This is a genomic window from Pseudomonas sp. W15Feb34 (assembly GCF_023127765.1).
Taxonomy (GTDB): Bacteria; Pseudomonadota; Gammaproteobacteria; order Pseudomonadales; family Pseudomonadaceae; genus Aquipseudomonas; species Aquipseudomonas synxantha_A.
In genome coordinates this window covers 3,191-24,597 of the sequence record NZ_SPKN01000045.1, presented here as the reverse complement: position 1 = coordinate 24,597, position 21,407 = coordinate 3,191, and the positions used below count along the sequence as shown (strand labels likewise).

Annotated in this window: 23 protein-coding genes; 11 read left to right on the top strand and 12 right to left on the bottom strand. The window is 60.0% G+C overall.

The window, feature by feature from the left end:
• Positions 1-46 precede the first annotated feature (46 nt).
• Positions 47-484 (top strand): multidrug/biocide efflux PACE transporter, encoded by a 438-nt coding sequence (locus E4O97_RS22010; protein ID WP_005790692.1) that lies wholly within the window; start codon positions 47-49, stop codon positions 482-484.
• A gap of 8 nt (positions 485-492) precedes the next feature.
• Here E4O97_RS22010 and E4O97_RS22005 read toward each other — a convergent pair whose 3' ends face one another.
• Positions 493-1,251, bottom strand: a complete 759-nt coding sequence (locus tag E4O97_RS22005; RefSeq protein WP_005790690.1) for an SDR family oxidoreductase — start codon at positions 1,249-1,251, stop codon at positions 493-495.
• Positions 1,252-1,357: 106 nt separating this feature from the next.
• On the opposite strand from E4O97_RS22005, the gene E4O97_RS22000 reads away from it, so the two are divergent.
• Positions 1,358-2,254: a LysR family transcriptional regulator gene (locus E4O97_RS22000; RefSeq protein ID WP_248162258.1), complete on the top strand. Its 897-nt coding sequence runs from the start codon at positions 1,358-1,360 to the stop codon at positions 2,252-2,254.
• Here E4O97_RS22000 and E4O97_RS21995 read toward each other — a convergent pair.
• Positions 2,251-3,168 (bottom strand): LysR family transcriptional regulator, encoded by a 918-nt coding sequence (locus E4O97_RS21995; RefSeq protein ID WP_248162257.1) that lies wholly within the window; start codon positions 3,166-3,168, stop codon positions 2,251-2,253. The genes E4O97_RS22000 and E4O97_RS21995 overlap by 4 nt on opposite strands.
• A gap of 105 nt (positions 3,169-3,273) precedes the next feature.
• Here E4O97_RS21995 and E4O97_RS21990 point away from each other — a divergent pair, with 105 nt between their 5' ends.
• Genes E4O97_RS21990 through E4O97_RS21980 form a run of 3 tightly spaced genes read left to right on the top strand, consistent with a single transcriptional unit; the run spans position 3,274 to position 5,938 of the window.
• The gene (locus tag E4O97_RS21990) at positions 3,274-4,032 is read left to right on the top strand and encodes a 5-oxoprolinase subunit PxpA (protein WP_032879797.1); all 759 of its coding nucleotides are present in this window, start codon (positions 3,274-3,276) and stop codon (positions 4,030-4,032) included.
• A 56-nt stretch (positions 4,033-4,088) separates the two neighbouring features.
• Complete coding sequence (locus E4O97_RS21985) at positions 4,089-4,967, top strand: allophanate hydrolase subunit 1 (RefSeq protein WP_032879798.1); 879 nt, start codon at positions 4,089-4,091, stop codon at positions 4,965-4,967.
• Entirely contained in the window at positions 4,964-5,938 is a 975-nt protein-coding gene (locus tag E4O97_RS21980; protein WP_248162256.1) for a biotin-dependent carboxyltransferase family protein, read from the top strand. The genes E4O97_RS21985 and E4O97_RS21980 overlap by 4 nt, the downstream gene beginning before the upstream one ends.
• Positions 5,939-5,996: 58 nt before the next feature.
• Here E4O97_RS21980 and E4O97_RS21975 read toward each other — a convergent pair whose 3' ends face one another.
• The 4 genes from E4O97_RS21975 to E4O97_RS21960 all read right to left on the bottom strand — a co-directional run bounded on the left by E4O97_RS21975 (position 5,997) and on the right by E4O97_RS21960 (position 10,484).
• A complete protein-coding gene (locus E4O97_RS21975; RefSeq protein ID WP_248162253.1) occupies positions 5,997-7,610 on the bottom strand; it encodes an inorganic phosphate transporter in 1,614 nt (537 codons plus the stop codon).
• 173 nt (positions 7,611-7,783) lie between these two features.
• Positions 7,784-8,806, bottom strand: a complete 1,023-nt coding sequence (locus tag E4O97_RS21970) for a transporter (RefSeq protein ID WP_032879801.1) — start codon at positions 8,804-8,806, stop codon at positions 7,784-7,786.
• A gap of 145 nt (positions 8,807-8,951) precedes the next feature.
• A complete protein-coding gene (locus E4O97_RS21965; protein WP_032879802.1) occupies positions 8,952-9,266 on the bottom strand; it encodes a PepSY domain-containing protein in 315 nt (104 codons plus the stop codon).
• Between the two features lie 90 nt (positions 9,267-9,356).
• Positions 9,357-10,484: a glycerophosphodiester phosphodiesterase gene (locus E4O97_RS21960; protein ID WP_248162251.1), complete on the bottom strand. Its 1,128-nt coding sequence runs from the start codon at positions 10,482-10,484 to the stop codon at positions 9,357-9,359.
• A 232-nt stretch (positions 10,485-10,716) separates the two neighbouring features.
• On the opposite strand from E4O97_RS21960, the gene E4O97_RS21955 reads away from it, so the two are divergent.
• Positions 10,717-11,040 carry a DUF2025 family protein gene (locus E4O97_RS21955; RefSeq protein WP_078822129.1) on the top strand — a complete coding sequence of 108 codons (324 nt, stop codon included), beginning with the start codon at positions 10,717-10,719 and terminating at the stop codon, positions 11,038-11,040.
• A 46-nt stretch (positions 11,041-11,086) separates the two neighbouring features.
• On the opposite strand, the gene E4O97_RS21950 is transcribed toward E4O97_RS21955, so the two are convergent.
• Positions 11,087-11,407 (bottom strand): antibiotic biosynthesis monooxygenase, encoded by a 321-nt coding sequence (locus E4O97_RS21950; RefSeq protein ID WP_032879804.1) that lies wholly within the window; start codon positions 11,405-11,407, stop codon positions 11,087-11,089.
• Positions 11,404-12,111, bottom strand: coding sequence for a CTP synthase (locus E4O97_RS21945; protein WP_248162249.1), 708 nt, complete (start codon positions 12,109-12,111; stop codon positions 11,404-11,406). The genes E4O97_RS21950 and E4O97_RS21945 overlap by 4 nt, the downstream gene beginning before the upstream one ends.
• 80 nt (positions 12,112-12,191) lie before the next feature.
• Here E4O97_RS21945 and E4O97_RS21940 point away from each other — a divergent pair, with 80 nt between their 5' ends.
• Complete coding sequence (locus E4O97_RS21940; RefSeq protein WP_078822127.1) at positions 12,192-13,076, top strand: LysR family transcriptional regulator; 885 nt, start codon at positions 12,192-12,194, stop codon at positions 13,074-13,076.
• Here the strand turns inward: E4O97_RS21940 and E4O97_RS21935 are convergent.
• The 4 genes from E4O97_RS21935 to E4O97_RS21920 form a co-directional block, all read right to left on the bottom strand.
• Complete coding sequence (locus tag E4O97_RS21935; protein ID WP_032879806.1) at positions 13,073-13,591, bottom strand: DUF1003 domain-containing protein; 519 nt, start codon at positions 13,589-13,591, stop codon at positions 13,073-13,075. The genes E4O97_RS21940 and E4O97_RS21935 overlap by 4 nt on opposite strands.
• 76 nt (positions 13,592-13,667) lie before the next feature.
• Positions 13,668-14,987, bottom strand: a complete 1,320-nt coding sequence (locus E4O97_RS21930; protein WP_122733683.1) for a PAS domain-containing methyl-accepting chemotaxis protein — start codon at positions 14,985-14,987, stop codon at positions 13,668-13,670.
• Positions 14,988-15,198: 211 nt separating this feature from the next.
• Positions 15,199-16,308 carry a diguanylate cyclase gene (locus E4O97_RS21925; RefSeq protein ID WP_248133389.1) on the bottom strand — a complete coding sequence of 370 codons (1,110 nt, stop codon included), beginning with the start codon at positions 16,306-16,308 and terminating at the stop codon, positions 15,199-15,201.
• A 166-nt stretch (positions 16,309-16,474) separates the two neighbouring features.
• Positions 16,475-17,125 (bottom strand): TetR/AcrR family transcriptional regulator, encoded by a 651-nt coding sequence (locus E4O97_RS21920; protein ID WP_032879809.1) that lies wholly within the window; start codon positions 17,123-17,125, stop codon positions 16,475-16,477.
• Positions 17,126-17,247: 122 nt separating this feature from the next.
• Between E4O97_RS21920 and E4O97_RS21915 the strand changes: the two genes are divergently transcribed.
• From E4O97_RS21915 to E4O97_RS21900, 4 genes are all read left to right on the top strand, one after another.
• Complete coding sequence (locus E4O97_RS21915; protein WP_248133390.1) at positions 17,248-18,306, top strand: MBL fold metallo-hydrolase; 1,059 nt, start codon at positions 17,248-17,250, stop codon at positions 18,304-18,306.
• A gap of 327 nt (positions 18,307-18,633) precedes the next feature.
• Positions 18,634-19,140 (top strand): hypothetical protein, encoded by a 507-nt coding sequence (locus tag E4O97_RS21910; RefSeq protein WP_248162246.1) that lies wholly within the window; start codon positions 18,634-18,636, stop codon positions 19,138-19,140.
• 100 nt (positions 19,141-19,240) lie between these two features.
• Entirely contained in the window at positions 19,241-20,743 is a 1,503-nt protein-coding gene (locus tag E4O97_RS21905) for an amidase family protein (protein WP_248162245.1), read from the top strand.
• Positions 20,744-20,839: 96 nt separating this feature from the next.
• Positions 20,840-21,397 carry an AAA family ATPase gene (locus E4O97_RS21900; protein WP_216091996.1) on the top strand — a complete coding sequence of 186 codons (558 nt, stop codon included), beginning with the start codon at positions 20,840-20,842 and terminating at the stop codon, positions 21,395-21,397.
• Positions 21,398-21,407: the final 10 nt, after the last annotated feature.

Here is a 21,407-nt window from a genome sequence, read left to right as displayed (position 1 = left end):
GACAAAGCCTGATCATGGCAACCATCGTCATTCACGGAGCCGGGTCATGAACCCTACCAAGTCGATTACTGAACGTGTTTTCCAAGCCCTGGGTTTTGAAGGCTTGGCCTTGTTGATCTGTACGCCGCTGTTGGTATGGATCACCGGCAGGCCGGCACTGGAGATGGGCGCAGTGACCCTGGGCATCAGCCTGCTGGCCCTGAGCTGGAACGTGGTTTTCAACAGCCTGTTCGACCGCCTCAAAACACACCTGCAACTGGCCAACAGTGGCTGGACCCGTGTGCTGCACGCGCTGTTGTTCGAGGGCGGCCTGATCCTGCTGGCAGTGCCGTTGATTGCGACCTTGATGAAGATCAGCCTGTTGGAGGCGTTCATCCTCGACATTGGTGTGCTGCTGTTCTTCCTGCCGTACACCTATGTGTACCACTGGGGTTATGACGTGTTGCGCGAGAAAATCGTCGGTAAAACCCCAGTAGCCCTGTAGGTGGGCGCCTACAGGAACATCCCGCCCGACGCCTCGATCCGCTGGCCGGTGATCCAATGGCTGCCATCGGCCAGCAATGTCGAAATCGCCCCGCCAATGTCGTCCGGCAAACCGGCGCGGCCCAAGGCCGTGTTATTGGCGACCATGGCATTCACATCGCTGTTGTCGCGCACCGCGCCGCCGCCGAAGTCGGTGGCAATCGCGCCCGGTGCCAGGGTGTTCACGGTAATACCGCGTGGGCCCAGCTCTTTGGCCTGGTAGCGCGACAGCACTTCGACCGCTCCCTTCATCGACGCATAGGCTGCATACCCCGGCAGGCTGAACCGCGCCAGGCCGCTGGATATGTTAATGATGCGTCCGCCATCGCTGATCAACGGCAGCAGTTTTTGCGTGAGAAAAAACGGCGCCTTGACGTGGATCGCCACCAACTGGTCGAACTGGGCTTCGGTGGTCTCGGCGAAGCTGGCGTGGGCAGCGATGCCTGCGTTATTGATCAGAAAATTGAAATGATCCTGAGCGAAAACATCCTTGAGCAACGCGCCGACTTGGCCAACGAACCCATCGAAGCTTGCGCTCTGGCTCACGTCCAGTTGCAGCATGGCGGCGCGGCCACCCAATGCCTCCACTTGGGCAACTACGGCTTGGGCCTCGCCTGCGGCGCTGTGGTAGGTGCCGATAATGTCTACGCCTTGCGCAGCCAGGTGCAGCGCAGCGCTTTTGCCCAGGCCACGGCTGGCGCCGGTGATGAGTGCGATTTTACGGGTCATGGTGCAGTCCTCAGTGATAGTTAGTGGAACTGAGTGTATTTGTCCGGTCATGACGTGATAAACAGGCTGATATCGGAATTACTGGCCGGATAAGGCGAACAATCTAATGAACAAGCTTGAGCTGCTGCGCACCTTCGTACGCGTCACTGAGTTATCGAGCTTTACCCGGGCCGGCCAAAGCCTGGGTTTGCCACGCTCTACGGTATCCGAGCATGTGCAGGCGTTGGAGGAGTTGCTCGGCGCACGGCTGTTGCAACGCACCACGCGCAAGGTGCAGGCGACCCAAGACGGGCGTGTGTTGTATGAGCGCAGCAAGGATCTGCTGGCGCATATGGAAGAACTGGAAGGGTTGTTTCGCCAGGATGAAACCCAACTGGCCGGGCGCATACGGGTGGATATGCCCAATGTCATGGCGCGGGGTTTGATCGTGCCGAACTTGCCCACGTTTATGACGCGCCATCCCCTGATCGACATCGAGATCAGCGGCTCGGACCGCCAGGTGGACCTGATCGCCGAAGGGTTTGATTGCGTCGTGCGCGTCGGTGCCCAGCCAGACCAAACAGTGGTGGCGCGACGGGTGTGCAGCATGCCGATGGTCAACTGCGTGAGCCCGGCGTATCTGCACCGTTACGGCATGCCTGCGACATTGGCTGACCTGGCGAATCACCAATTGGTACATTACGTGCGGCCCCTGGGCGCACGCTCGGCAGGGTTCGAATACCTGGTGGGCAACAAGGTGCAACGTTTGCCGATGGCAGGAAGGGTGACCGTCAACAGCACCGATGCGTATCAGTCGGCGTGCCTGGCGGGTTTTGGCATCACCCAAGTGCCCCAACTCGGGATCCGCGATTTATTGGCCAGTGGCGAGTTGGTAGCGGTGCTGCCGGATTACCAGGCACCGCCTCTGGACGTGTATTTACTGTACGCCGGCCAGCGGCATTTACCGCTGCGGGTGCGGGTGTTCATGGACTGGTTGACCGCCACCCTGCAAGCCCATCTTTAACGGCGCGCCGACAACTGCTGCGGCGCCAGGAACGCATCGTGGAAGTAATCGCGGAACGCTTGCATCGCCGGGGTAAACGCGCGCTCGCGGTGCCAGGCCAGGCCGACGCTCATGGGCGTGACCGGGTCGGTCACGGTCAGGGTTTCGATGCGCTTGCCTTCCAGCGACCAGGGCCGGTGCACCAGATCCGACAGAATCGCCACGCCGCTACCGTTGGCAACCATGCTGCGCACCGCCTCCACCGAGCTGGTGCGCAGCCGCACCTTGGGGGTTTGCCCGGCCTGCTCCCAGTAGCGCATGGCACTGTGTTCGGCTTCATCGACGGTGAGCAGGATGTAGGGCTCTTGCGCCACGTCCGCCAGGCTGACGGCACCGCGTTCACACAATGGATGATGGCTGGGCAGCCACAGGCGGCGTTCGGAGTTGAACAGGATTTCAGAGACGATATCCGCGTGGGTGAGGTTGGCGGTAAGCACCACGGCCATGTCGAACTGGCCATCGAGCAGGCCCTGTTCGATGGCCTGACGTTCCTGCTCGAACACCTCGATAGTCACGTCCGGATGCCAATGCTCCATGCGCTGCAAATGGTGCGGCAGGAAATAACCCATCACTGTGTAGCTCGCCGCCACCCGTAGCACGCCGCTGGCGCGGTAATCCGGCAGCGGGCTGTTCAGGGCGTCTTCCACGCTGCGCACAATCACATAGGCGCGGTTGAGAAAATGTCGACCGGCGTCGGTGAGGTTCATGCCCTGGGCCGAGCGCACGAACAACTGCACGCCGAGCATGGCTTCCAGCTCCTTGATCGCCGTGGTCACCGCCGACTGGGAAATATTCAGGTGAATCGCTGCCTGGGAAATCTGGCCGATTTCAGCGGTGGCGACGAAGTAGCGAACCTGGCGCAAGGTAAGGGACATAGTCAGTATCTGATTTTCAGAAGATGGGCTATCTGATAATAGATCTTCCCAAGGGGTCAAGCCCGAGCCTACTTTCCTGGCATCACTTATGGCGGAGCAATCTTGATGCGGGCAGTGGATTTCAATTCGGACATGGGCGAAAGCTTCGGCCCCTGGACTATCGGCGACGGCGTCGACGCAGAGCTGATGGCTCACATCAGCTCGGCCAATATCGCCACCGGCTTTCACGCCGGCGACCCCGGCACCATGCGCCGCACTGTCGAGCGCGCCAAGCAATTGGGGGTGGCTATCGGCGCTCATCCGGGTTTTCGCGACCTGGTGGGCTTCGGTCGTCGGCATATCCATGCACCGGCCCAAGAGCTGGTGGACGATATGCTCTACCAGCTTGGCGCGCTGCGTGAAATGGCCCGCGCCCAAGGCCTGACCTTGCAACATATCAAGCCCCACGGCGCGCTCTACATGCACCTGGCCCGCGATGAAGAGGCTGCGCGGCTATTGGTGCAAAACCTGCAAATCATCGAGCCGACGCTGTTGCTGTACTGCATGCCCAATTCGGTGATCTGGCGCATTGCCAAGGAACTGGGACAGCCGGTCGTGCGCGAGTTCTATGCCGACCGTGAGTACGATCTGAGCGGCTCCATCGTGTTCACCCGCAATGTGCGTGCACTGGACGCTGCCACCGTTGCAGCCCGTGTCCTGCGCGCTTGTCAGAGCGGGCTGGTACGTACCGTGGAAGGCGAAGACCTGGTGATTGAATTCGATTCCATCTGCCTGCACAGCGATACCCCTGGTGCCCTGGACTTGGTGCAAGCCACCCGCGAAGCGTTGGACCAGGCCGGTATTGAAGTCCGGCCCCCCCAATAAGAGCTGTACCTCACTTTTTTGCCTGCCTTTCTACAATGATTCCAAGAGGAACAGACATGGCTGAAACGTCCCCCATCCGCTACAGCTTCGGCGGTGATGAACACCTGTTTGCCGAGGTCAGCGACAGCATGTCCCTGGAGGCTTTTTTCAAGGGCATGGCGGTGACCCGCGCCGTGGAACGCCTGGCGCTGGAAGGCGTGCTGGATGTGTGCCTGGCCAATGCATCCTTCCAGATTCGCTTCGACCCCGACCGCATCGCGCCTCACGTGCTGCTCGACGCGGTGCAAAGCGCCGAAGCCCAGGCGGTGGCCGAGCGCACGCTGCACACGCGCATCATCGAGATCCCGGTGCTCTATAACGACCCCTGGACCCACGAAACCCTGATGCGTTTTCGTGACCGTCACCAGGACCCCGGCGGCACTGACCTTGAATACGCCGCCCGTATCAACGGCCTGGCCGACGTGGACGCGTTTATCGCCGCCCACAGTGGCGCACCCTGGTTTGTGTCGATGGTCGGCTTTGTCGCGGGGCTGCCGTTCATGTTCCAGATGGTCGAGCGCGAACGGCAATTGCAGGTGCCCAAGTACCTGCGGCCGCGCACCGACACGCCGAAACTGACCCTGGGCCATGGCGGCTGCTTTGGGTGTATCTATTCGGTTCGCGGTGCCGGCGGTTACCAGATGTTCGGCGTGACCCCGGCACCGATCTACGACCCGCAGCAGCAGTTGGCCTACCTCAAGGAGCACATGGTGTTCTTCCGTCCTGGCGACATCGTGCAGTTCAAGCCGATGGACCGGGAGGCTTACGACCTGGCCGTCGCCGAAGTGGAAGCCGGGCGTTTCGATTTGCGCATTCGCCCGGTCGAATTTTCCCTTGATGCCTTTCTCGCCGATCCCATTGGCTATCCGCAAACCCTGCAGGAGGCGCTGGCATGATCAAGGTGCTCAAACCCGGCCTCGCCACCTCCGTGCAGGACCTGGGGCGCGAAGGTTATTACCACCTGGGCATTCCGCCATCGGGGGCGCTGGACCAATACGCGCTGAGTGCAGCCAACCATCTGGTCGGCAATCCAGTGGGCGCGGCTGGCCTGGAATGCACGCTGATCGGGCCTGAGCTGGAGTTCCAGCACGACGCGCTGATAGCGTTGAGCGGCGCCTTGATGTCGCCGCGCCTGGACGGCGAAGTGGTGCATCAGGACACCGCCTTCGCCGTGCGCGCCGGGCAGGTGCTGCGCTTTGAGTTTCCCGTGGCCGGCGCGCGGACTTACCTCGCCGTTGCCGGGGGCATCGACGTGCCGTTGGTGCTTGGCAGCCGCTCCACCTACACCCTTGGTGCTCTCGGTGGGTTTCACGGGAGGCGCTTGCAGGAGGGCGATCTGTTGCCTATCGGCACGGCCAGCGGTGCGGGGCGTGCGGGCAACAGCTTGCCGATGGCGTTGCGTCGTTCGGTGGGCGGTGATGTCACGTTGCGCGTAGTGCCGGGGCTGTACTACGAGCGCTTGACCGACGCGGCAAAAAGCAGCTTTTTTGCCGAGCCGTGGACGGTGGGCTCCGAGGCCGATCGCATCGGCTATCGCTTCAAGGGCGGCAGCGCATTGAGCTTCCAGCCGCGGGAACAGCCGTTTGGCGCGGGCTCCGACCCCTCCAACATCGTCGACAGTTGCTACCCGATTGGTTCGATTCAGGTACCGGCGGGGTTGGAACCGATTGTGCTGCATCGCGATGCGGTGTCGGGCGGTGGCTACGCGATGATCGGCACGGTGATCAGCGCCGACCTGGACTTGATCGGGCAGATGCAGCCCAATCAGCGAGCGGGGTTCGTGGCGGTGACATTGGAGCAAGCGCTGGAGGGGCGGCGGGTCTACAAAAAGCGCCTGAAGGCCATGGCCGGACTCTTCACACCCTGAAGAAACATAAAACCAAATGTGGGAGGGGGCTTGCTCCCACATTTTGATTTTCTGTGTGTCAGAACAATTGGGTAAAAAGCCAGTAGAGGCTACCCGACAGTAAAATCGCCGCCGGCAAGGTCAACACCCACGCCATCAACAAATTGCGGATGGTCCTCATCTGCAACCCCCCGCCATTGGCGACCATGGTCCCGGCTACACCCGAGGACAATACATGGGTGGTCGACACCGGCAGCCCGAACATATCCGCCGCGCCGATGGTCAGCATCGCCACCGTTTCGGCCGAAGCGCCTTGAGCGTAAGTCAGGTGAGTCTTGCCGATTTTTTCGCCCACCGTCACCACGATGCGCTTCCAGCCGACCATGGTGCCCAGGCCAAGGGCAATGGCCACGGCGATCTTCACCCACAGCGGTATAAAGCGCGTGGCGTTGTCGATCTGTTGCTTGAACAGTTGCAGCTTGCCCTGGGTGTCGGCGTCGAAGTTGCCGACCTTGCCTTTGTCCATCAGGCGGATGGTTTCGCTGGTCAGGTACATGTCGTTACGCACGTTGCCGACGGCTTCGGCCGGTACGGCGGCGAGGGAACCATAGCTTTTCACTTCTTCGCCGATATGGCCGGTGATGGCGGCGAGTGCGGGCACCAGTTCCGGCGTGGCCTCTTTGGTGCGAACGTAGGTCGACAAGGTGGCACGTGAATCGCCCGGTGCCGGCTGCGGCGCTGCTTTGACCAAGGCAGCCTGGGTCACTTCAGCGACGGCGGCAAATTGCAGCGACTGATCGGCAGGCATGGTGCGGTTCAGCGCGTAGGCCATCGGCAAGGTGCCCACCAGGATCAGCATGATCAGGCCCATGCCCTTTTGCCCATCGTTGGAACCGTGGGCGAACGACACGCCGGTGCAAGTAACAATCAGCATCCCGCGAATCCACCAGGGCGGCGGCGTGTCGCCTTTGGGTGCCTTGTACAGCGCGCGGTTTTTGACAAAGACGCGCAGGGCCAGCAACAGCAAGGCGGCAAACGCAAAGCCAATCAGCGGCGACAACAACAAGGCATAACCAATCTTGATCGCCTGGCTCCAATCCACACCGCTGGTGCCGTCACGTCCGTGCATCAGGGCATTGGCTACGCCTACGCCAATGATCGAGCCGATCAGGGTATGAGACGACGAGGCTGGCAAGCCCAGCCACCAGGTGCCCAGGTTCCACAGGATCGCGGCGATCAGCAAGGCGAAGATCATGGAGAACCCGGCCGATGAACCGACCTGCAAAATCAGCTCCACCGGTAGCAGGGCAATGATGCCGAACGCCACCGCGCCACTGGAAAGCAACACGCCGAGGAAATTGAAAAAGCCCGACCACACCACCGCAAAATGCGGTGGCAGCGAGTTGGTGTAGATCACCGTCGCCACTGCGTTGGCGGTGTCATGGAAGCCGTTGACAAACTCAAACCCCAGAGCGATCAACAACGCCACGCCGAGCAATAGGAATGGCGTCCAGGTGGTGAGCTGGGCGCCCATTTCGTGCATGTCGTGCATCAGGCTGTAGGCGGTGAACAGCAGGCCCATCGCAAGTACGGCGAAGAACATGATCACCGTCAACAAGCCTGGTTTTGTGTCCAGCCGGGGTTGGGAGGAGGGTGAAGCGTGGGGGGAGGCAGTCATGGAAGGGGTGGCCATGCCGGAGCATCCAGTGTGAGGAGGATGGCCTTAATGATCATTGCAGAATGTTACAAGGGTGCTGCGACAGATCAGTGTTTGGCGCAATCTCGTGTGCCGCCGGTCTACAAATCAGTGCGGTTTAAATGTGGGAGGGAGCAAGCCCCCTCCCACAGTTTGATTGCATTTCAATGTTAGTAGTCCTTGCGCTTTCGGAACGCCCACCGCCCAGCAATCAAGGTAAAAGTCGCGACCAGCGCCACCAATATCCAGAAACCTTCCGGGTCTTGGGACAGCGGCACCCCACCCACATTCATGCCAAAAAAGCCGGCGATGATATTGATCGGCAACGCCAGCACCGTCACCACCGTGAGGGTGAACAGCGTGCGGTTGCTTTGCTCATTGAGGTTGGCGGCGATCTCTTCCTGGAGCAGCTTGATACGTTCGCCCAGGGCCGTCAGGTCGTTGATGATCAACGCAAACTCCTCGGTGGATTTGCGCAACTCCTTCACGTCTTCCTTTTGTAGCCATTGCGGCGGACGGTTGAGCAGGCGCAGCAGCGAGCCCGGTTCCAGCGCCAGCAGGCGTTGCAGGCGCACCAATACACGGCGTGCAGCGCCCAGTTCGGCGCGATTGGTGGATAGGCGCGAAGACAGCAACTGATCTTCGATATGGTCGACGCTGATACTGGTCTTGCGCACGATCTGGGTCAGCACTTCGCCCTGGTCGCGCAGCAAATGCACCAGCAGTTCCAGGGGCGAGCGAAAGTGTTCACCGGCTTTTACCGACGAGCGCAATTTATCCACCGAATGCAGTGGTTGCAGGCGCGCACTGATCAGCAAGCGGCTGCGCGCGCATACCCACAGTGTGGAAATATCCGACGACACCATGCTGCTGAAGTTGAACACCACATCGTTGACCACCGCCAACAAGGCCGAGTCCACATGTTCGATGCGTGTGGAGCGCGAGCCTTCATGCAGCGCTTCAAAAAATTCCTCCGGCAGCGACAAATGCGCCTGCATCCAGCGCTCGCACGCGGCGTGGGCGAGGTTCAAGTGCAGCCACAGAAACTCTTCCGGATCTTGTGGCTGCTGCAAGGCGGCGAGGGCGGTGGCTGAGTCAATCTGCTGGCCTTTTTCGCCGGGGCGAAAGCGGAAACCGTAAAGCAGGCCAAACAGGTCGGGGTCCTGATGGGCGTGGTCGATGCTGTGATTCATGGCGGCTCGCAGAGAAAGGGCCTGTAGGACGTTTCACAGGTTCCTAGGCGAATCATTGCAAGGCGGTATGACGGTTATGTGACGGTTTGAGGCGCGCATAAAAAAACGCGCCACTCGAAGGTGGCGCGTTTTTTGGGGATGCAACTCAGGTGTCTTGCTTGTTTTCCAGTACAGCACCGGTCTTGGCGTCGAGCTTCACTTCAAAGCGCTTGCCGGTGGTATCGGTCAGGTCCACTTCGTAGACATACTGGTCGGCGACGCCGTGTTTGGTGTCCAGTTCGGTGTCAGTGATCGAAGCACCAGGGTGAGTTGCCACGGCTGCTGCGTTGAGCTTGTCGAAAGACATCACAGCGCCGGACTTGAGCAGGCCTTCAATGTGATCCGGACGAACATCCGCCTGGGCCAGACCGGCAGTCAGGGTCAGGGCGGTGGCAGCGAACAGGGCAGTCAAAGTTTTCATGGTGTGTCCTCTTGGGTGAACTGTTTAAGTGGCGCCAGATTAACCGGCGCAACTTAACTCATCCTTAATGGCTCACTGACACCAATGCCCTTAGTACTTATGGTCGTTGAGCAGGTCCTGAACACTGGACGACGGCCAGCGTTTGTAGAACTTCAGCAGCTCGGCGGCACGGTTGGTGAAGATGCCATCGACGCCGGCCTTCATGACTTTCTCGAAATCCACCGGCTCATCCACGGTGTACACATGCACCAACAGGCCCTTGTCGTGGGTCAGCTTGTTCATTTCAGGCTTCACCAGGTCGGTGTAGCTCTGGTCGCCGTGGTCGGTCAGTTCAGCCGACGGGCCGGTGCCGATGGCGCCAAGGCTTTTGGCCTGGTCGACCCATTTTTCGAATTCGGCGGCGTCTTTCGGTTCTTGCTTGGCGTAGTAGGCAGACTTGGTTGTTTCACCGGACTCGGCGAAGGTGACTTTGGATTTGGGCTCGATACTGCCTTCACCCACCCACAACAGCAGGATCTTCGGTGTGTTGGGCATTTCTTTCTGCAACTCTTGCAGGCTTGCAACTTCAAAGGTTTGCAGCACCACGCGGCCACGGCCTTGGCCGACGCCGGTGTTGCTCTTGCCCAGCTTGGAGCCGGCGGAACTCAGCCAGCCCTTGTCCAGCAGCTTGTTTTTCAGGTCGGCTTCGATCCCCGGGAACTGCTTGGGCTCCTTGGTCTCGATGTACAGGCCGGGTTTGTGCGAGGGGTTGCCTTCGGCGATCTTGATGATGTCGTCCAGGCTCAGGATCTTCAGGCCAACGAAGCCTGGGCGCGCGCGGTCCGGGTAGGCGGCGTTGAACCAGCTGCCGGCGTCGAGGGTTTGCAGTTCTTTCCAGGTGAACTCGTTGGCAGGCGCGTCTTTGCGCTCGGGGAACTTGGTGGCCACGTCGGTGGTGCGCTGCAGGTTGTTGTCGTGCAGGGCGAACAGCACGCCGTCCTTGCTGCGTTGCAGGTCCAGTTCCAGGTAGTCGGCCCCCAGGTCGCGTGCCACCTTGTAGGCGGCGGCGGTGGATTCAGGTGCGTCGTAGGAAGCACCACGGTGAGCGATCACGGCAGGGTAGGGTATGCCTTCGTTTGTTGCCAATTCAGCCGGGCTGACCGGGTCGGCAGCCTGTGCCTGGCCAAGGCCGAGCATCAACGCCAGCAGCAAGGCGCTCTTGGTAAACGTGACAGGCATATGCGAAGTCCTTTCGTGGAGGTAACTTTGAGAAGGTGTCCTTTTTAACAATTGATTGCGAAAGGCGCTATCACCAAACCGACATTAACGTGCGCGCGAGCCAATTTTGTCGGTTTTTTTGTGCTGCATTGCAGTATTCTTGGCCATAGCTGCCCCGTCAGAGGGCAGTATTTTTTGCCACGCGTGTAAACCATCTTTCCAGTCCCTATGGGACTTTTCAGTGAGGTTTACCATGCGCATCACTTCAGAACTTATCTGCCAGGCCGCCGACCAACTCCAGGGTTTTGTCGGCCTCAATCGCAAGACCGGCCAGTACATCGTGCGTTTCAGCGAAGATGCCTTCGGCATGGACGTGGCCGATGACGGCATCATCCCCACTGCCGAATTCGTCTGGCTACCGGCCGCCGACCACACCATGACCCTGTGCCGCGAACGCATACGGTTGCTGCTGGACCAGAACATCGATGACCGCATCAACATCACCGAACCGTTGCGGGTGTATATGCGCCGGGTGGAGATCCCGCAGATCAGTGCGTTGCGCAGTTTGGTGAGCTAGCCCGCAGCTTTTTCTGGTCGGTGAGGGTCAAATGAGGGTTAGTGTTTCAACGAGGGTAGGTGTACGCCCGCTCTACCTTGCATACCCGCGTGTGAAACGCTGTGTACCAAGTGGCCCGCCCTCGCTCACGCGCCTGCCGATGCTCGGCCTGCTGTTTCCAGGCCAGGATCGCCGCTTCGCTGGTCCAGTAGGACACTGTGATCCCCAACCCATCTTCTCGCGCCGACTCCACCCCGAGAAACCCAGGTTGTTCCGCCGCCAGTGCCAGCATCCGCGAGGCGGCCTCGCCATAACCCTGGTCGCCATCGGTACGCAGTGAGCTGAAAATCACCGCGTAATAAGGCGGGGCTGGTGTCTTGGCGATCATACCAATGCCCCTCGACACGCTTTGAGCAGGGCCAGTGCCAAGGGCGGGGTGATGCCGTTCAGCGCAGCGCGTTCAGGCTGGAACAGGGTGGCGACGAAGAACGGATGGTCGAGCAACTCCACGGCGCGCAGATCGCCCGCTGAATCGTGGCCGGTGGGAATCAGATTGCCTTCAAGCAGTGCGCCAGCAAACGTGGGGTTGATGCCGTAGCGGCATCGATAGCCTTCGTGGATATCCACGCTGGCGTAGGCTTGGGCAATACGGGTGTAAGGGGCCAGGCGCACGGTGTCGTTCACTTCTACCAGGGAGCAGCTCAGGGGCGTGATGACGGCGCGTTCAGCGTCTGGAGCCAACTCGCCATGCTCTGCATCGGCCCAACCCAGTACGTTACGGGCAAATTCCAATACAGCATGTTGAAAACCACCGCATGTGCCGAGGAAAGGGCGTCTTTGCTCACGAGCAAAACGGATTGCCCGCAGTGCGCCCTCGGTGTCGCGATAGGGGCTGGCGGGGACGCACCAGAAGCCGTCAAAACCGTGCAGGGCAGAGGTGCAGGTGAGTGTGTCGGTGTCGAGCCATTGCACCTGGACGCTCAGACCCAGGGCGGCGGCGGCCTGCTGTAGCGCCAGCGGGATAGCCTGGTGGGCGATCACATCAGGGTTGTAGTCGCCGATCAGGGCGAGGTGCAGGGCGGGGGCTGTCATCGTGTATGTCCCATGGCTTGTGGTGTGCTGATACCCACTATAAATTGGCGTTCGCGCAATCAATATTGGCATTTACGCACATGCTCAATGCAGCCACGCACTATCAACTTGACTACCCCGACCTGTCATTGATCCTTGCCCTGGTGCGTGGCGGCACCCTGGCACGGGCGGCAGCGTTGCTGCGGGTGGACGTGTCTACGGTGTTCCGTGCGGTGCGGCGGTTGGAGTCGGCCCTGGGCCAGACCTTATTTGAAAAAAGCCGCGCCGGATACTTGCCCACCAGCCTGGCGAGCAACCTGGCGCAACAGGCCGAACGCGCAGAACTCGCATTGGAGGCTGCGCGCATAGGTGTGGAGCAGGGTGGAGAAGTGATCAGCGGCACCGTGCGCCTGACCTGCACCGACTCGGTGTTGCAAGGGTTGCTGCTGCCGGCCCTGGCGCAGTTCATGCCGGCCTATCCAGCACTGGTGCTGGAACTGAGCACGTCCAATGACTTCGCCAACCTCAGCCGTCGTGATGCGGATATTGCCCTGCGCCTGACCAGCAAACCGCCGGAGCATCTGGTCGGACGTTGCCTGGGAACTGTTGCGTACCAAGTGTACGCCAGTGCCGACTATGCTCATCGGCATGCAGGCCAGGCGCTGGCCGACCTGGCCTGGATCGCTCCGGACGACTTTTTGCCCGACCACCCCACGGTAGCCTGGCGCCGTGAACATTTGCCAGGTGTGCGTCCCAGTTATTGCTGCAACAGCATGCAGTCGGTGACTGAACTGGTGCGCGCCGGGTTGGGTGTGGCGGCGTTGCCGGATTTTCTAATGGGCGAAGGCTTGCAAGCACTGAGCCCTGCATTGGTAGGGCACGACACCGCGCTGTGGCTGTTGACACGGCCTGATTGCCGGGCATTGCGCTCGGTGGTCACGCTGTTTGATGAACTGGGGCGGCATGTGCGCGGGCGGCGAAGTTAGGCTTTACGCACAAACTGCGCATGCATTTCGCACGTCAGGGTCTCGATGCGCTCGGTCAGTTGCTTGGTCATTTCCGTCAGCCGGGTATTCTGCTCCAGCAGTTCCATTAATTGCTTGGTGGTCTGGGCCGCCTGGGCCTGGCGTTCGGTGTTGGCGGTGGCGAGGGCTTCGCGATGCTGTGCGTCGGCGTCGGACTGAGCTTTATCCCGCGCCGCCTGGCGCGTCTGGGCCAGCAGGATCAGCGGCGCGGCATAAGCCGATTGCAGGCTGAAGGCCAGGTTGAGCAGGATGAACGGGTAGACGTCGAAGTGGGTGACGCCGGTCACATTCAGCACCACCCACAAAACGACGATCGCGGTTTGTGCGCCCAGGAAGGTCGGGGTACCAAAAAAGCGTGCGAAGGCCTCGGCTTTGAGGGCAAAGGTGTCGTTGCCAAAGGTCGGCGCCAGGTGCGCGTGACCACGGTGGAAACGCAAGTGGTCGGTGGGGGCGGATTCGGGTTTGTCTGGGGTCATGGCGGGCTCGAGTGCTTAGCGTAAAGACAACCAACACTATAGACCGAGCCCACCAGCCACCTGCATGAAGAACCGGTCAGCGATTGCCCCGGTCGTTGGCAAACGCGCTCACCGCCTGGACCGCTTCGCCGGTGCCTTCGCGAATCTGCAGGATCACCGTGCCCGCCTGGTTGGCCAGTTCTACGCCGTGGGCGGCACGGTCGCGGGTGGCGTCCATGCTGTCGATGGCTTGGCGGGTTTCGTCCTGGATCATGGCGATCATGCCGGAAATTTCGGCGGTGGAGCCGCTGGTGCGCGCCGCCAACTGCCGCACTTCATCGGCAACCACGGCAAAGCCACGGCCCTGCTCGCCGGCGCGTGCGGCTTCGATGGCGGCGTTGAGAGCCAGCAGGTTGGTCTGGTCGGCGATGCCGCGAATGGTGTTGACGATGGCGGTGATCTGCTGCGAGCGCTCGCCGAGCTTGGCGATCAGTTGCGAGGATGTGTCGATATCCCGGGCAATTTCGCGCATACCGGTGGCGGTTTTCTGGATCACCTCGGCGCCTTTTTCGGCCATCTCCTGGGTGCTCAATGACAGGTGATAAGCCTGGGCCGCGCTCTGCGCCTCGGTGGCATGTTGTTGGACCCGGGCGGTAACATCGGAGGCGAACTTCACCACTTTGCACAGGCGCCCGCTGGCGTCGTACACCGGGTTGTAGTTGGCTTCCAGCCACACCACCTGGCCGTTTTTATCCACCCGCTCGAACTGGCCATTGAACAGCTCGCCCTGGTTCAAGCGTTTCCAGAACTCGCTGTAGGCTGCACTGTTGGCCAGTTCGGGTGTGCAGAACAGGCGGTGATGCTTGCCCTGGATCTGCGCCAGACTGTACCCCATGCGCTGCAGGAAGTTCGTGTTGGCGGTGATGATGGTGCCATCGAGATTGAACTCGATCATCGCCATGGCGCGGTCGATGGCTTGCAGCTTGGCGTTGGCTTCACTTTCGGCTTGCAGGCGTGGGGTGACATCCATGGCGTACTTCACCACTTTGGTCACGTGACCGGCTTCATCGCGTACCGGGTTGTAGCTGGCTTCCAACCACACCGAATCACCGTTGGCACCCACCCGCTCAAACGTGCCCGACTGAAATTGGCCGTTGCGCAGATGCGTCCACAGTTGGTTGTACTCGGCGCTGCGGGCGAACGCGGGGGTGCAGAACATCCGGTGGGACTGGCCCAGGACCTGTTCGGCGCGGTAACCCATGGTCTTGAAGAAGTTCTCATTGGCCCGCAGCACAGTGCCTTGCAGGTCGAATTCGATGACGGCCATGGAGCGCTCGATGGCATCCAGCAGGCTGGCCTGTTGGGCAATGCTGTGTTGCAGGGTGCTGATGGTTTTCTTGTGGGTGTTAAATAGCATGTTAGAGGGCTCGGGCATGCAAGCATATGCGGTATCCATGTATTTGCGCCTGACCCCGTAGGGCCCCAGGCCTTACGGTTGACTTGCTCATTGCCAGCTTCCTGATGCTGACAGAGGGGGTGGAACAAGGGGTTCAGAGTGATCGGCCGGCCCAGAAGTTCGCTGCTTGAGCAGGGGCATTTTCGGGTAGCCGACCAATGGCGGCATTATGCTATTGCGGCAGGCCCGCCGACGAAGATTCGGACGAGGTGTTATCAGACAACTGCGGCTGAACAGGCGATCTTCGATCGCTGGTCCTGACGCGGTTGCGGCCGCTGTTCTTGGCAGCGTACAGCGCGCGATCCGCAGCGTTGAGCCACATGACCGCATCCTTGAAGGCCGGTTGAAAATCCGCCAGGCCGATGCTCAGGCTCACGCGTAATTCGGGGATCTGCGCAGTGCGGTAGCTACTGAATTTTTCGCGCATCTGTTCCATGAGTCGCGCAGCATCTTGCAAGGGCATTTTCGGAAGGATCACACAGAACTCGTCACCTCCGTAGCGGCCGGCGAGGTCTTCTTCGCGCAGGTGCTGGCGTAATTCCTGGCTCAACTGGCGCAGTACCGCATCCCCGACGGTATGGCCGTGCATATCGTTGATACGCTTGAAGTGGTCGATATCGATCAGGGCAATGGTCGCCTGGCTTTGTTGCTGTTGGCACTTATGGAACTTGAGGTTCAGCAGGTCTTTCCATGAGCCATGGTTGAGCAGGCCGGTCAGGCTGTCGATACGGCTCAGGGCGCTGAGGGCGCGTTTATGTTGCGACAGTTTGATTGCCAACTGATAACAGACCATGCCGATGGCCATCGGGTAGAGCGTCAGCATCGGCAAGCAGGTGTAGACCTCGGAAAGGCTGACGCTGGAATCGAACTTTACCCCGAACAGGCTCCAGGCTATCGCGATGCCGGCGGCTTGTGCGAGCAGCCCATGCAGGAGCAAGCGTGTGCCACCGGCAGCGACGTTATTCATGGCCATCATCGACAGAATGGTGACGGCCGTCAGTGGCGAAAACTGGGTGGCCGCTGCCCAGAAACCGCCCGACAATGAGTCATACAGCAGGTTGCGCCGTTCGGCTTGATAGGGAAACGGCGAATGGGTCGAGATCAGATAAGCCACGTGCGGCCAGGCAAGGCCATTGAACAACAACAACGCCCATACCCAGCCTGGCATTGACAAGGGATACAACGCGCCGATTACGCTGATGCTACCGATACCCAGGCCGATGATCCTTGGCTTGTAGATACGTCTGGCAAATGAAAGCCCTTTGCCTCGTCTGTTTTCCATAGTGTCCTGGGTCAGGTGTTTTTTGCAGGTGCGACAGCGTGCGTCAACGGTCGGCGTCGATGATCGGATAATAGCGGCCGATATTGTCGATTATTCCTGTAGGAATAATCAGTGTCCTTTCAGGCCATTTGCGCAAAACAGCGGGTGAATGCGCCAAAAGCGACCTTTAATGTCGCCCCGGCAACAGGTCCTGATGCAGGGGCGGGGTGCGCACTTCGTAGCCGGCGAGGAACAGGTCGATTGCAGATTCGATGACGTTAGCCTGGGCGGCCACATCGAGGGTGGGCTGGCCGAGCGTGATTTGCGGCCAGAAGGCAAAGGCCTTGAGCAGGCTCTGGATCTGGTGAGCCGCGAAAGCTGGATCGGTACAGTTGAGGCGGCCGTCTTCCTGGGCAGCGCGCACCCATTGGGTAAAACCTTCTTCCCGTGCGCTGAGGCGATTGACCATATCTTGCGCACGTTCGGGCGAATGGATGGTGGCAGCTATGGCCACGCGCGCCAGGTCGAGGAAGTTGGCGTCCGACATCATCTTCATTTTTGCTTCCAGCAACTTGCGCAGTTGATCGCGCAGCGGCTGGTCGCTGGCGTAGTTCACGTCCAGTTGGGCAACGCTGCTGGCCCACAGTTGGCTCAGGATCTCGGCGAACAGCTCTTCCTTGCTGGGAAAGTGGTTGTACACCGTGCGCTTGGAAACGCCGGCGGTGGCGGCAACTTTGTCCATGCTGGTGACCTCGAAACCGTTCTCGCGAAATTCGGCAATCGCCGCCGCCACGATGGCGTCGCGTTTACGCTCGGTGAGGCGTTTGGGGGCAGTCATGGATGGCATTCGACTCAATCAGGAAATTACACTCAGCAGTTTACTTGCTCCGGATTTTGTTGCAATCTAGAAACTACACTGTGCAGTGTAATTCTTCTTCGTACTGTAGGAGTCACTCGGTAATGGCCACGATTTCAACCCGTGTCGACCCTGCGCCTGCAGCGCTCCAGCCTGCCGGGCAGGACCAGGGGCACTTCACCAATGACGCCCCGATGCAACACGGCGGTTTTGGCAAAACCTTGCGCATTTTCTGGAACATGCTGTTCAACAAACCACGCACTACGCGGCCAGTGGGGCCGATCCCGGTGCAGCCACTGACACGCGAGCAGTTGTTGGCGGCACCCGACCACACGGTGTTCCGCCTTGGGCATTCGACGGTACTGCTGAAGATGCGCGGTAAATTCTGGGTTACCGACCCGGTATTCGCCGAGCGCGCGTCACCGTTCAGTTGGGCAGGCCCCAAGCGTTTCCACGCCCCACCTATCAGCCTTGAAGCGTTGCCACCGCTGGAGGCGGTGATTCTTTCCCACAACCACTATGACCATCTTGACCACGAGGCTGTGGTGCAACTGGCTGGTAAGACCCGCTACTTCCTGGCGCCCCTGGGCGTGGGCGAGACGCTGATCAAATGGGGGATCGATGCCAATAAAGTCCGTCAGCTGGATTGGTGGCAGGGCACGGAAGTCGATGGCATTCGTTTTATCGCTACCCCGGCACAGCATTTTTCCGGACGCGGCCTGTTTGATAGCAACCAGACCCTGTGGTGTTCCTGGGTGATGATCGACGATGCGCGGCGCATCTTCTTCAGTGGCGACACTGGCTATTTCGATGGTTTCAAGCGCATTGGCGAGCAGTACGGCCCGTTTGACCTGACCCTGATGGAGACCGGCGCCTACAACGTCGATTGGCCCCATGTGCACATGCAACCGGAGCAAACCTTGCAGGCGCATATCGATCTCAAAGGGCGCTGGTTGTTGCCCATTCACAACGGCACCTTCGATCTGGCATTCCATGCCTGGCACGAACCCTTCGACCGCATCATGGCCCTGGCCTGGGAGCGCAATGTATCGATCACCACCCCGGCGATGGGGCAGGCGTTTCGCTTGAACCAGCCCGAGCGCGGCCATGCGTGGTGGTTGGAGGTGGAGACTGAGGGTACGCAGGAGCGCCTCGCCAGCTGACAGCGATGGCCGCGGAAAAAGGAGTTTTCAAGCTGTTTCAAGGCTGCGACAGGCGCCAGTCAAGGGTGCGATGATCTCCGAGAATCTATTTTCGGGGTAGTTCCGATGGAAAGTGAATGTAGCAAATATTGGCGAGTCGGCATGGCGTGCCCATCCAAGCAATTGGCGCCGGGGCTCGAGGAGCCCGCTGCGAGTATCCATCCTGCTACTGGCCCTACAAACTCACGCAGCATCGCTTTTGGTGCCGATCCTGCTTTGGCCACCAGCATACCAATCCCCGGCTATAACGCACCGGCTCTTCCCCTGAAACCTACGCGCGATCCCTCGTTGTCGTTGATTGCCTTGAGCGGCCTGGAGCCCTCAGGGCCGGTGATGGTCGAGGTGCCGCTGGTACAGAACAACAGCACTTTCAGCGCTGCCTCGACGTTGAGCGGCAGGCGCGTGGGGTTCGCCCAGCGGTGGGGGCATGATCAAACACCGATCGAACACGGGGTGGCATTCTTGCGCGCGTTGGATGTTCTGCGCCGGGCCGGAACCAACTTGGTGCCGGTGCCTGCGCGCCACGCCGATGATCCGCGCTCTGGCGGCAATGAAATCGATGAGCTTGTGCGCGCGTACCAACTGGACGCTCTGGTGGCCGATAGCCAGAACGCCGCCTTCCACGACGCATGCTGGAGTGGCTACCCAAGGCTTAACGAACCGCTTGAGGATGGTGCAGTGTTGTGGTTCTACGGTGCGCGGTGGTCGAAGGATTCCCTTACGGCACTCGTACTGGGATACCGCAGTGCTCGACGTCTGGGAGTACAGGAGGTGCTGAACAATCCAACAGGATGAACTACCAATGTCGCGCTTCTTGGCGGGAGGGGAGTTTTTAGACTGGCACCTGGGTCAATCGGGATCCTTCGCCATTTCTTCCTCTCGCAGGAGATGTTTCATGTTTGGTATCGGCTCTGGTGTAAGTTTTTTTGTTAACTACGCACATAACACTTTACCTGTTCAATCGTCGCCAGCGATTTCAAAACCTATCCCCGCCGGGACGGAATATGCCAGTGTGCGCGAACTGGCTGAGCAGATGTCGCGACCGGGGGGCATCACCTCGCAAGGGCTGGTCAATTATTTGCAGGAGCGCATTCGCACGCTGGATCCGCAACTGAGTTCTGTTATTGAACTCAACCCGCAAGCGCTTGAAAGCGCCCGCACGCTGGACCAGGAACGGGCCAATGGCAAGGTGCGCGGACCACTGCACGGAATACCTATCTTGCTCAAAGACACCATTGAGACTGCAGGCATGCAAACCAGTGCAGGTGCCTTTGCTCTGGTAGGGGAGGCGGCGGGTAAAAACGCTCCATTAGTTGAATACCTGATCAGCCAGGGCGCCGTGATTCTCGGTAAAACCAACATGACGGAGCTGGCCGGTTTTCGCGGCGCTCCCGATGGCTGGAGTACCCGCGGTGGTCAGACTCGCAACCCACATCATCCGGACGCGCAGGTGGGTGGCTCCAGTTCCGGCTCGGCCGCAGCCGTCGCCGCAGGGTTGGCCCCCTTGGCGGTGGGGGCCGAAACCAACGGCTCGATCATCGTGCCCGCAGCATTCAATGGTGTGGTTGGGCTCAAGCCCAGCGTCGGTTTGTTGGACCGCAATGGCATTATCCCGGCTAGCCAGCACCAGGACACACCGGGCCCGATGGCACGGTCGGTGTTCGATGCGGCGCTGATGCTCAACGCCATGTCTGGCCGCGACCTCAACGATCCGGCGAGCGTGGGCGCTCCAGAAGGGGTTGATTACACGCAGTTATTGGTACCTGGTGCGTTGAAGGGCAAGCGTATTGGATATCCCAAGACGTTTTCTGCAAACGGTGAAGTTCAGGCTGTGGAAAATAGTGCGCAATTCAGCAAAGCACTGGAGGTGCTTGAGGCACAAGGGGCGGTTTTAGTGCCGATTAACCTGCGTATGGCAGATGAGTCACGCTATGAAGAACTGTTGTTATCGGATGTAAACGAAGAGTTGAATGGCTACTTGGCCAAGCGCACGGGATTGCCAGTCAAGTCACTGGCTGAGCTGATCAAGTTCAACGAAGACCGTGACGGCACGGATACCGATCATCAGCCCCTGCTCAAGCAGATCAATGCCTCCACACTGGCGCCAGAACAGCGCGAAAGGGCGTGGGAAAAACTGATCGAGGATTTTCGCAGCAGCGTGGATGAGCCGATCAAGACTTATAAACTGGACGCCATAGTGTCGGATTTTGATACCAACAGTTACTTCGGCGTAGCAGCGGCCGGCTACCCAGGTATCACCGTACCCTCCGGCACGAACGAAGACGGTTTACCCACGGCCGCCCACTTCTTCGGCACCCGTTGGAGCGAGCCCACGTTGTTGGCGGTGGCCCACGGGTATGAGCAGGCCGCACAAACGGCAACCAAGCCTGGGCTTTGATCGGTCAGGTCATTTTGCATCGCAAAAGGAGTGCCGGGCACTGAACCTGCCGGCCTGAAACTTCACGGTTTACACTCAATGCCATGGAGGGACGCCATGGCATACAGAATTCATATCCTCGGCGCAGCGGGCACCGGTTGCACTACCTTGGGCAAGGTATTGGCCGAGCACCTGAATATTGCCTGTTTCGACTCCGATTTCTATTACTGGCAGCAAACCCTCGAACCCTTTTCCATCGCCCGGCTCCGGGACGAACGCCTCCGCCTGCTGCAGGAACATACCGCCGGCCATCAAGCCTGGGTATTGTCGGGCTCACTCTGCGGCTGGGGCGACGCGATGATCCCGCTATTCACCCATGTGGTGTTCCTGCGCGTAGAACCGCAAGTGCGCCTGCAACGCCTGCGCCTGCGAGAAGCGCAGCGCTACGGGGAGCAGATCCTGGAAGGTGGCAGCCGCCATCAAAACAGTGTCGCCTTTCTCACCTGGGCCGCACGCTACGATACTGGCAATCACAGCCTACGTAGCCTGCGTCGGCATGAAACCTGGTTGAAACCGTTGAGCTGCCCGGTGATCCGGCTGGACGCTACGCACCATTCGGTTGAGGAGTTGGTGAATCAACTGACGCCGTTGTTGAACCCATCAACCGAGAAATGAGGCCTGGTGC

Coding starts and splice junctions, on each gene's coding strand:
- E4O97_RS21990 (WP_032879797.1), top strand. CDS start 3,274: ATGCGGGCAGTGGATTTCAATTCGGACATGGGCGAAAGCTTCGGCCCC.
- E4O97_RS22005 (WP_005790690.1), bottom strand. CDS start 1,251: ATGACCCGTAAAATCGCACTCATCACCGGCGCCAGCCGTGGCCTGGGC.
- E4O97_RS21955 (WP_078822129.1), top strand. CDS start 10,717: ATGCGCATCACTTCAGAACTTATCTGCCAGGCCGCCGACCAACTCCAG.
- E4O97_RS21945 (WP_248162249.1), bottom strand. CDS start 12,111: ATGACAGCCCCCGCCCTGCACCTCGCCCTGATCGGCGACTACAACCCT.
- E4O97_RS21915 (WP_248133390.1), top strand. CDS start 17,248: ATGGCCACGATTTCAACCCGTGTCGACCCTGCGCCTGCAGCGCTCCAG.
- E4O97_RS21965 (WP_032879802.1), bottom strand. CDS start 9,266: ATGAAAACTTTGACTGCCCTGTTCGCTGCCACCGCCCTGACCCTGACT.
- E4O97_RS22000 (WP_248162258.1), top strand. CDS start 1,358: ATGAACAAGCTTGAGCTGCTGCGCACCTTCGTACGCGTCACTGAGTTA.
- E4O97_RS22010 (WP_005790692.1), top strand. CDS start 47: ATGAACCCTACCAAGTCGATTACTGAACGTGTTTTCCAAGCCCTGGGT.
- E4O97_RS21975 (WP_248162253.1), bottom strand. CDS start 7,610: ATGGCCACCCCTTCCATGACTGCCTCCCCCCACGCTTCACCCTCCTCC.
- E4O97_RS21935 (WP_032879806.1), bottom strand. CDS start 13,591: ATGACCCCAGACAAACCCGAATCCGCCCCCACCGACCACTTGCGTTTC.
- E4O97_RS21940 (WP_078822127.1), top strand. CDS start 12,192: ATGCTCAATGCAGCCACGCACTATCAACTTGACTACCCCGACCTGTCA.
- E4O97_RS21925 (WP_248133389.1), bottom strand. CDS start 16,308: ATGGAAAACAGACGAGGCAAAGGGCTTTCATTTGCCAGACGTATCTAC.
- E4O97_RS21920 (WP_032879809.1), bottom strand. CDS start 17,125: ATGACTGCCCCCAAACGCCTCACCGAGCGTAAACGCGACGCCATCGTG.
- E4O97_RS21905 (WP_248162245.1), top strand. CDS start 19,241: ATGTTTGGTATCGGCTCTGGTGTAAGTTTTTTTGTTAACTACGCACAT.
- E4O97_RS21960 (WP_248162251.1), bottom strand. CDS start 10,484: ATGCCTGTCACGTTTACCAAGAGCGCCTTGCTGCTGGCGTTGATGCTC.
- E4O97_RS21970 (WP_032879801.1), bottom strand. CDS start 8,806: ATGAATCACAGCATCGACCACGCCCATCAGGACCCCGACCTGTTTGGC.
- E4O97_RS21900 (WP_216091996.1), top strand. CDS start 20,840: ATGGCATACAGAATTCATATCCTCGGCGCAGCGGGCACCGGTTGCACT.
- E4O97_RS21985 (WP_032879798.1), top strand. CDS start 4,089: ATGGCTGAAACGTCCCCCATCCGCTACAGCTTCGGCGGTGATGAACAC.
- E4O97_RS21930 (WP_122733683.1), bottom strand. CDS start 14,987: ATGCTATTTAACACCCACAAGAAAACCATCAGCACCCTGCAACACAGC.
- E4O97_RS21995 (WP_248162257.1), bottom strand. CDS start 3,168: ATGTCCCTTACCTTGCGCCAGGTTCGCTACTTCGTCGCCACCGCTGAA.
- E4O97_RS21950 (WP_032879804.1), bottom strand. CDS start 11,407: ATGATCGCCAAGACACCAGCCCCGCCTTATTACGCGGTGATTTTCAGC.
- E4O97_RS21980 (WP_248162256.1), top strand. CDS start 4,964: ATGATCAAGGTGCTCAAACCCGGCCTCGCCACCTCCGTGCAGGACCTG.